At 55.4% G+C, this 7,735-nt stretch carries 6 protein-coding genes; 1 reads left to right on the plus strand and 5 read right to left on the minus strand.

Annotated features, from left to right (window positions below):
- Window positions 1-647: 647 nt before the first annotated feature.
- On the plus strand, window positions 648-965 hold the full coding sequence (cutA, locus tag GOX66_RS24940) for a divalent-cation tolerance protein CutA (protein WP_170766544.1): 318 nt from the start codon (window positions 648-650) through the stop codon (window positions 963-965).
- A gap of 277 nt (window positions 966-1,242) precedes the next feature.
- On the opposite strand, the gene GOX66_RS24945 is transcribed toward cutA, so the two are convergent.
- The 5 genes from GOX66_RS24945 to GOX66_RS24965 form a co-directional block, all read right to left on the minus strand.
- Window positions 1,243-2,427, minus strand: coding sequence for a hypothetical protein (locus GOX66_RS24945; protein WP_170766545.1), 1,185 nt, complete (start codon window positions 2,425-2,427; stop codon window positions 1,243-1,245).
- A gap of 10 nt (window positions 2,428-2,437) precedes the next feature.
- Window positions 2,438-3,007 (minus strand): hypothetical protein, encoded by a 570-nt coding sequence (locus GOX66_RS24950; protein ID WP_170766546.1) that lies wholly within the window; start codon window positions 3,005-3,007, stop codon window positions 2,438-2,440.
- Window positions 3,008-3,261: 254 nt separating this feature from the next.
- Complete coding sequence (locus GOX66_RS24955) at window positions 3,262-4,572, minus strand: adenylate/guanylate cyclase domain-containing protein (protein ID WP_170766547.1); 1,311 nt, start codon at window positions 4,570-4,572, stop codon at window positions 3,262-3,264.
- A gap of 299 nt (window positions 4,573-4,871) precedes the next feature.
- Complete coding sequence (locus tag GOX66_RS24960) at window positions 4,872-5,726, minus strand: D-amino acid aminotransferase (RefSeq protein ID WP_170766548.1); 855 nt, start codon at window positions 5,724-5,726, stop codon at window positions 4,872-4,874.
- An 11-nt stretch (window positions 5,727-5,737) separates the two neighbouring features.
- A complete protein-coding gene (locus tag GOX66_RS24965; protein WP_170766549.1) occupies window positions 5,738-7,213 on the minus strand; it encodes an N-acyl-D-amino-acid deacylase family protein in 1,476 nt (491 codons plus the stop codon).
- Window positions 7,214-7,735 lie beyond the last annotated feature (522 nt).

The following is a 7,735-nucleotide window of genomic DNA, read 5'->3' on the forward strand; positions in this document are numbered from 1 at the left end:
AAAATACCCGCAAACATCACCAAAAAGTTCTTGCAATGCAGGAGCCACCCACAGAGGACTTTCACCACCTTCTACGACTTCGCACGTGCAGCAGATCACGAACCTCACATTTCGGACGTTCAAAACCAGGTGGTAAATGGCAGTTGACCGGGACGAAGCGCTCTTTTGCTGCGTCTGTGCCAATGGCGGCTCACCCAACCAAGCGCACGCTTTCTCTGTGAGAGCAGGCACTCAGGTGGCAATAGAATAGCGCGCGGCGTGAACGGCCGCTCTGGCGAAACCTGCTGTGGCCGCAAAATAGCCGTGCTGCACTAGCTCGGATTCAGCGTGAGATTTTGTGCTGCGTGAGTCGACGCGCAAAAAGAGTGGATCATCAAAGGTGTCACGCAAGCGGTCCAAAGCCAAGCGTCACGACGATCTCGCTTCAGAGTTCACGCGTGGTCTCGACCGTAATCGCGGGTACGAGATGGATTGATGAACTTGAAAGAGCCTTCGCCGCAAAGATCTGCAATACCAATCGCGACTTCGGCCGCGAACCGCTGCAGAAACGGCACGAACAGGTGGCGATACGTTGTAGGAGTAACAATGGCGTCGGAATGGTCCCGTGTTAGACTAAGAACTCAGGTTTAGCGTTTGTGAGATTGCAGATGATAGTCAAAATTTGGGTCAACTGCCCATCCGAGAAAGTCGCTGACCAGATCGCGGACAGGCTTCTTGAAGAGCGTTTGGTTTCCTCATCGAACCGCTACACTGCGACTAGCAGTAAATATCTCTGGAAGGGAAAAATCGTAACCGCGCGGGAGGTCCCACTTCTGCTGAAGACCCGAAAGGAGCTTTTTGGCGGGGTCGTTGAAGCGATCCGCAGGATGCACCCTTATGAGACGCCCAGTATTCTCTCGATTGATGTTGACCAAGCCAACGGTGAATATCTTGAGTGGATAATTGAAAGCACGCGCGAGATCTAACCAAAGCTCAAATTAACGGCCCATAACCGCTGTATCTTTGGGCTCACTACCGACTTTCTCTGCGGCGAGTTCGGACAAGCAGATGAGCCCGAAGCAACCGTTCCCGATTTATTGGACCGCTGCGTCTGCATTCGTCGGGTTTGTCCGGTGAGTTCAACGGGTCAGACTTTGCAGCGTCCAGACAGTCCTTTGTGAATTTTTTCGAAACTCAACCGTTAGAAAATTTACCCAACTGCCTGGCTGGCTTACAGATCCACCCAGGCAATAACGGCGCATGTCAGCGGCCAGATCCAAATAGCAGTAGGTCCCGCATCTCGAGCCCGACTTCCTTGACGTAGGATCGCAGACTGTGGTGCCTAAGCAATGTAGCTGCGATCGTCAGGCGCGCGCTGGCTTCACCTCCGCTTATGCCGCGGGGCGACCCTCGCGTGACGACGGCAAACCCGAGCTCTCCGGGCGGAAGTACACTGAGAGGCTCGCGCGTCGTGAGCAGCCCGATTTCATCAACGCCCCATTCCCGGTCACGGAGTGCGTCGAGTTGTTGGTCATACAGACGATAGCTCGTACGGGATCGCCGTCTGACGTCCACCGCTGTTCCAAGATACAATCCGCCATGCATGTCGCGGAGCGCGTATTTCTCCAACATTCGTGCCCCACTTTCTTCAGCCCCCAAAGGCGATTCCGCGATCTTTTGGGCGATGGGATCCAATACGTCGTTGGGATTTTCGAACCGCAAGGCAAGGGCCGCCGCCGCCAGCAAGAGTTCTGCCGGGCGTTTCGTGCGGATGGCCGTGACCACAGCGAATGCAGGAACGTGTTCTAGGTGGTCCAGATTCGCCCGTTCAAGGAACTCCCCAGCCGCCGCAGCTTCAGCGCCGCCGTGTCGCACAAGTATCTCGTAACCGACCGCGGCCCCTTCGATGACATCGGCCGCAGACAGGCCGCTTTCGGAAATGCGAAACTGCTTCGCGTGAAGCTCTTCGAGCTTCTTGAAGAGCCGGGGATAGAAAGCACCCATCAACGAGCGATCTTCCGGATCTCGGTCACGCGGTAGATTCAGTATGGCGTCGATGCGGGCCTTGTTGGTGGCCAGCGCGAGTCGGTAGGCACGCTCCTCGGCTGAGCGCCAAAACGCGATCTTCGACATGAGCAGGAGCCAACCGAATTTCAGTGCTTGGCGGTAGGATCCAAATTCGCTTCGGAAGGCCTCGTAAAAGGAAAGAGTCAGTGAAAACTGGTAACCAGTCGCGATGGTCTGAATGAAGTGATGGAGCTCGTGATGAAATACGTCAGCAAGAGCGCCATTGTCTGTGGGCGTTGCTCGCCACGCGTCAAATGTCGCATCGTCGACGTTTAGGTACATCACACCCGACGCAGGCTCGAATGTGCCGAGAGTGTCCTGAGGCAACTGCCCGATCAACTTCTTAACGTCGATGGACATGACATCGGAAACGTTGGGCATCGCAACGCCCTTAAACGTTGAGTTTCCGCCAGGTCCCGTCTGGATTCTGGCGAACCAGCGCCACGACCGAACCATCCCGCAACTCGACCTCGGTCAACGTTTGGAGGAGGTTCGCAGTGCCGGCAGCATCGTGCGCTTTGAGGTGTACGTCGTCGATTTCCGTGATTTCGTCTGGCGAACTTGGTCCCCGCGCGGCCAGTAGACAGAGGACCTTCATCTGATCGGTCGAAAGCCGTCCACCTTTGCGCCAAACCTGCCAAATCGCCCTCGCGATGGACGTGCCGCTGGTGAGGGCAGCCGCCGGGGCAATCGCCGTACCCGCCATCGCCGTCACAACCAGCCCGCCCAAGGCGGTGAACGCATCGAATACCGGGATATCGTCATCGCGAATGAACCAGGTGCCGATCCGCAACCTCATGCCCGAGGGATCGACGCGTGGTGGCTCCTGCCGGATGTCCGCCTCGGCTTCGATGATCCCCAATACCACGCCCTCGCTGAAAGCGTTTGACATGTTCCGCTTTGATAGCTCAGCTTCGATGGCATCCCGAAAGTCGCTCTCGCTTTGGAATTTCCTAAACATTGAGACACTCCAAACCAGCTTGCGCCGTCAGTATAGACGAGAATTGCTCTTCTTTGCATACACACCGCCAAAAATGTCGTGCGACGGCAAGCCTGGGTTGTGTGAAGTCAATGTCCCCGGGACAAAAGCGGTTGATTTTATTACAAGCGACCACGCCACCGAAAGCGTTCGAAAACTTTGCGTTTTGCCGACCTTGATGCTGATCTCGGTGAACGAGCGGTCAGAGCCCATAGGCGACGTACTTGGGACGGCTACTATACGGCTTTATAAACGTGCCATGCTTCTGGCAATCCTTTGAGTTTCCGACGTCCAAGACTTTCAAAGTCAAGTCCAGAACCAGCCACTAAGTCCTTCACCGTGCGCGACACAACGATGTCGCCTCCACCGCCCAACTCGGCAATGCGTGCGGCAATATTAACGGAAATTCCGCGTACATCATCCGATGAGACCTCAACTTCACCAGTATGAACCCCAATACGCACTTCCAGATTTAGCTTAGACACCGCGTCACTAATCGCTTTCGCGCAATGAATAGCCCGTCCAGGCCCGTCAAAAGTGGCAAGGAAACCATCACCAAGCGACTTCACTTCGTGACCTCGAAACTGCATGAGCTGGTCCCTGACGATTGCATCATGCTGCTCTAGTGTTGCATGCCATAGCTTGTCCCCAAGCCGCTGCGCCTGAGAAGTGGACTCAACAATGTCGGTGAAAACGACTGCTGCCAACACACGGTCGAAAACAGGTTTTGGTTTTAAGCCAGTTACAAAGGCTTCGATCTCTCCAAGAATCTGGTCCCGCTCGTCCCCGAGAAAGGGGAAATGATCTCTCCCGGAGAACTCCACAATCTTGGCACCAGGTATCAACTGCGCTAACGTTCGACCACCTTCGATATCGATCAACCCGTCATCTGTCTTGTGAAGCACAAGCGTTGAGGCCTTTATCGAGGGAAGGATTTCCGTGATGTCTATCTGACTGTTCACCTTCATGATTTCAATGAGATCGCGGGGCGATGCGCCAGTTCTTTCGTACTTTCCCCACCATTCCTGTAGCGACGGATCGCTGCCTGTATCAGGGCAGAAGAGCGGAAGCGCAGCTCCGCTGCCCCAATGCTCTTCCGCGTACTCGAACAATTGGCGCAAAGCCTCTTGCGTTGGGAACCAAGATTTAAACTGGGCAAAAGCACCGTAGAGTATTAATCCCTCACACCGTTTTGGGTGATATGCAGCAAAAACCGAAGCAAGCGAACCGCCTTCTGAGATGCCCATGACATAGGCCGTTGCCATTCCAACGGCGTCCATCACCGCGCGGATGTCATCCATTCGCTTATCCATGTCAGGTACGGCGACCCCGCGGTCAGACAGGCCGGTACCGCGTTTGTCAAACATTGCGACTTTGGAAAACTGCCCAACACGCTCGAGCCATTTTGCAAACTCTGGTTGCTCCCAGTAGGTTTCGATTTGAGAAATGAACCCCGGCACCAGAACCAAGTTCCTGGATCCGCTGCCGTAAACTTGGTAGGCGATATGCACGTCATCGCTCTTGGCGTACTGAGTCTTGGGTAACATGCCGGTGCCTCCTCCAGGCAATTCCGTCGACAGTGTCAGGCTACGAGACCCGCAGACTTCAAACAACATTCTGTTCAGTACCAGATTTTCTAGTATGTCTGCTTTGTCCGCTTCGAACGCAGCATCGCGTGTGGGTGGCGAATGTCTCTTATGGGCCGTTTCGCCACTTGCCTCAAAAGAAGAGAACTACAGCAATGAGCCCTTGTGGCAGAATCTTCACAGTGCACCTTAAGTGCCCTGAGTTTCTCGGAAGACAATGCCAATTGGGCGATTTAGTGTCTGAAAATATTGACGCAGTGTTACTTGAAGGATGCCCGCACGGCCTTGAGGTATTCTTTGCGCAATATTTCAGTTACGGGGCCCGTCTTGCCGTCACCTATTTGACGGCCATCAACCTCGGGCACCGGCTGGACATAGCTGGAAGCGCCAGTGGCAAAGGCTTCATCCGCCGTGAAGACATCGTCCAGCGTATAGGTGGCATCAACCACTTCCAGCCCCTGTTCATCGGCAACGCGCAGCATGGTTTGCCGGGTGATCCCAGGCAGAATATCGCGGCTGAGAGGGCGGGCGTGAATGCAGCCATTCCTGACGATGAAAAACGACATGGCCCCGCATTCCGTCACCGTGCCGTCAGGAGCAATCATCAGCGCCTCGTCCGCACCGGCTTTTCGCGCAATCTCTTTCGCAAGAACCTGACCCAGCAGGTTGCTGGTCTTGATATCGCGCCGTGCCCAGCGGATATCCGGTGCGCTGGCCAGCCGCAGAGGTTGCGGAGGATTGGCTGCCAGCCCTCCGTGCAGTGGCTGGGTGAAGGCAAAGACGTTTGGTGACAGGCCCTCGGGATAAAGATAGTCGCGATCATGCGCGCCTCGGGTGACGTGCAGATAGAGAAACGCTTCCTCCACCGCGTTGCGGACAATCAGCCCCATCAGCCCCTCAAATAACGCAGCCTCGCTTATCGGTGGCTGCATTTCCAACTCGGTCAGAGACCGGTTCAAACGCTGCATATGGTATGGGAAATCGATGATCTGACCGTCCAGCACGCCGAAGCCTTCGTATACCGCGTCGGCAAACAATAGGCCTCGATCGAAGATCGGTAGATGCGCCTCTTCTTCTGGCAAATAGACGCCATTCAACCAGACAGTTCTACTCATGTATTTCTCCGTCATTGTGAATGGCTGTTTAGGAAGCGACCGGCGCGCGCCTGGGTTTGGCGCCCCCGAGACAGTGTGATCTGCCCATTTACAAGTACGTAATGAATGCCTTTGGCAGGTTGCTCCGGGTCGTTGAAATCCGCGAGGTCCGAGATTGCCTCTGCATTAAACAGTACAAGGTCGGCCTTTTTTCCGACGGTAATTTCTCCGCGATCGGTCAGGCTGAACTTTGTGGCAGTCAGGCCGGTCATCTTGTGCACTGCCTTTGCCAGCGAGAACAATTTAAGATCCCGGGCGTAGTGCCCCAGAACCCGCGGAAACGTGCCCCAGAGCCGTGGGTGTGGCTTTTCGGTGCCGGGCAGCCCGTCTGATCCGATCATCGCCGCCGGATGTTGCAGAATCCTCTGCACATCCTCTTCGTCCATGTCGAAATAGATAGCGCCAGCGGGTTTCAACTTTGTACAGGCTTCTTCCCGCGACACGCCCCATTCTGCAGCAATGTCATCAAGCATCCGCCCTCCACACTCCGGGTGCGGGGCGGACCAGATGACAATTACATCTATAGCGGCACCAATGAAACGCTCTATCAGGGCGGAAGACGAGGCTGTGTAGGGATAGACATCCAGGGCGACCTCTGCTTTCGCGCGGGCCGCGTCAATCATGGCGAGCGTCGTTTTGCTTTTGCCGAAGTTGCGAGAACCTGCACATTTGTGGTGCGACAGGATCAGGGGAACGTCGGCGCGTTGTCCAGTGGTCAGGGCTTCTTTGATGGCTTCGATCACGCCGTCACCTTCATCCCGAATATGGGTTGTGTAAACGGTGTTCGGGTGGTGGCGCAGCACCCGCGCCAACATCACAACTTCTTCCATAGGGGCTGCCATCGCGGCGGGATAGTCCAGCCCGCTTGACAGCCCCGCCGCGCCCTCAGTCAGTGCCTTGTCGAGCAGTTCCGCCATTCGGTTGATTTCTACACTCATTGCAGCGCGCGCCAAGTCCGGCCCCATCACGGTAGCACGTAGTGCCGAATGTCCGGCCAGCAGTCGCACATTGATGGCAGGGGCCTCATCGTTAATCGCATATCGATATTCTGTGACGGATTCAAAGCTGAATTTCTGTATCTCCGGGGTGACATTGAACGGGTCAGGCAGACCTTCCTGTACCCGGAACGGAGCGGCGCTGATCCCGCAATTCCCAGCCACAACCGTGGTCACCCCCTGTGTCACCTTAAACGACATATCCGGGGTGCCCAGCAGCGCCCAGTCGTCATGAGTATGTGCGTCAATGAAACCTGGGGCGAGGCACAGGCCTGTCGAGTCAATTTCCGCCTGCGCACGAATACCGTCCAGTGGCCCGACACCGACAATTTCGTCTCCTGATACTGCCACATCTGCATTGCGGATGGGGCCACCGGTACCGTCAATTACCGAGGCATTGCGGATCAGAAGGTCACATTCTTCCAACGTAGTTTTTCGAATGTTTCCTGGCATGGCGACTCGTCCCAGTTTTCCCCAGACTATTGCCAATCGCGCCGTAAAGGTGGTTTCAAATGAACAATTTCTGGTCGCAAATGAGCAAATATCCCTGAAAATGCACCATCCAACCCCGACAATTTTTGAGAGGTTGCAGGTGGTTCTGGTACTGATCCACGAACCCACTTTTAGCAATCCGGCCGTTGCACTGGGGCTGATGCACATGACCAACTGGGAGGCGAAGGCGCAGTTGTTTGTCCTGAGGGTTCTGCAAATTGCTGAAAGCCGGAACTCCGTGCATTGGGGAATTGGCGTACTCGGATCATATTGGCGATCTCGATCCCGTCCCAGGTAGCGGAAGCAGAACCGAAGGTAAGGCAGCTTCGTTGCGCACTCCGTGAGTTCCAGCAGTTCGAAGTTTCGCGTTTGCAGCGAACGGCAGAAATGACGGGCTGCAGTGCGGCATACGGATCGCTACCTCAACGGCATCTGTGGGTGGCTCCTGCATTGCAAGAGTTTATTGGCGATTTTTGCGGTCGT

This window comes from Ruegeria lacuscaerulensis (assembly GCF_013031245.1).
GTDB lineage: Bacteria > Pseudomonadota > Alphaproteobacteria > Rhodobacterales > Rhodobacteraceae > Ruegeria > Ruegeria lacuscaerulensis_C.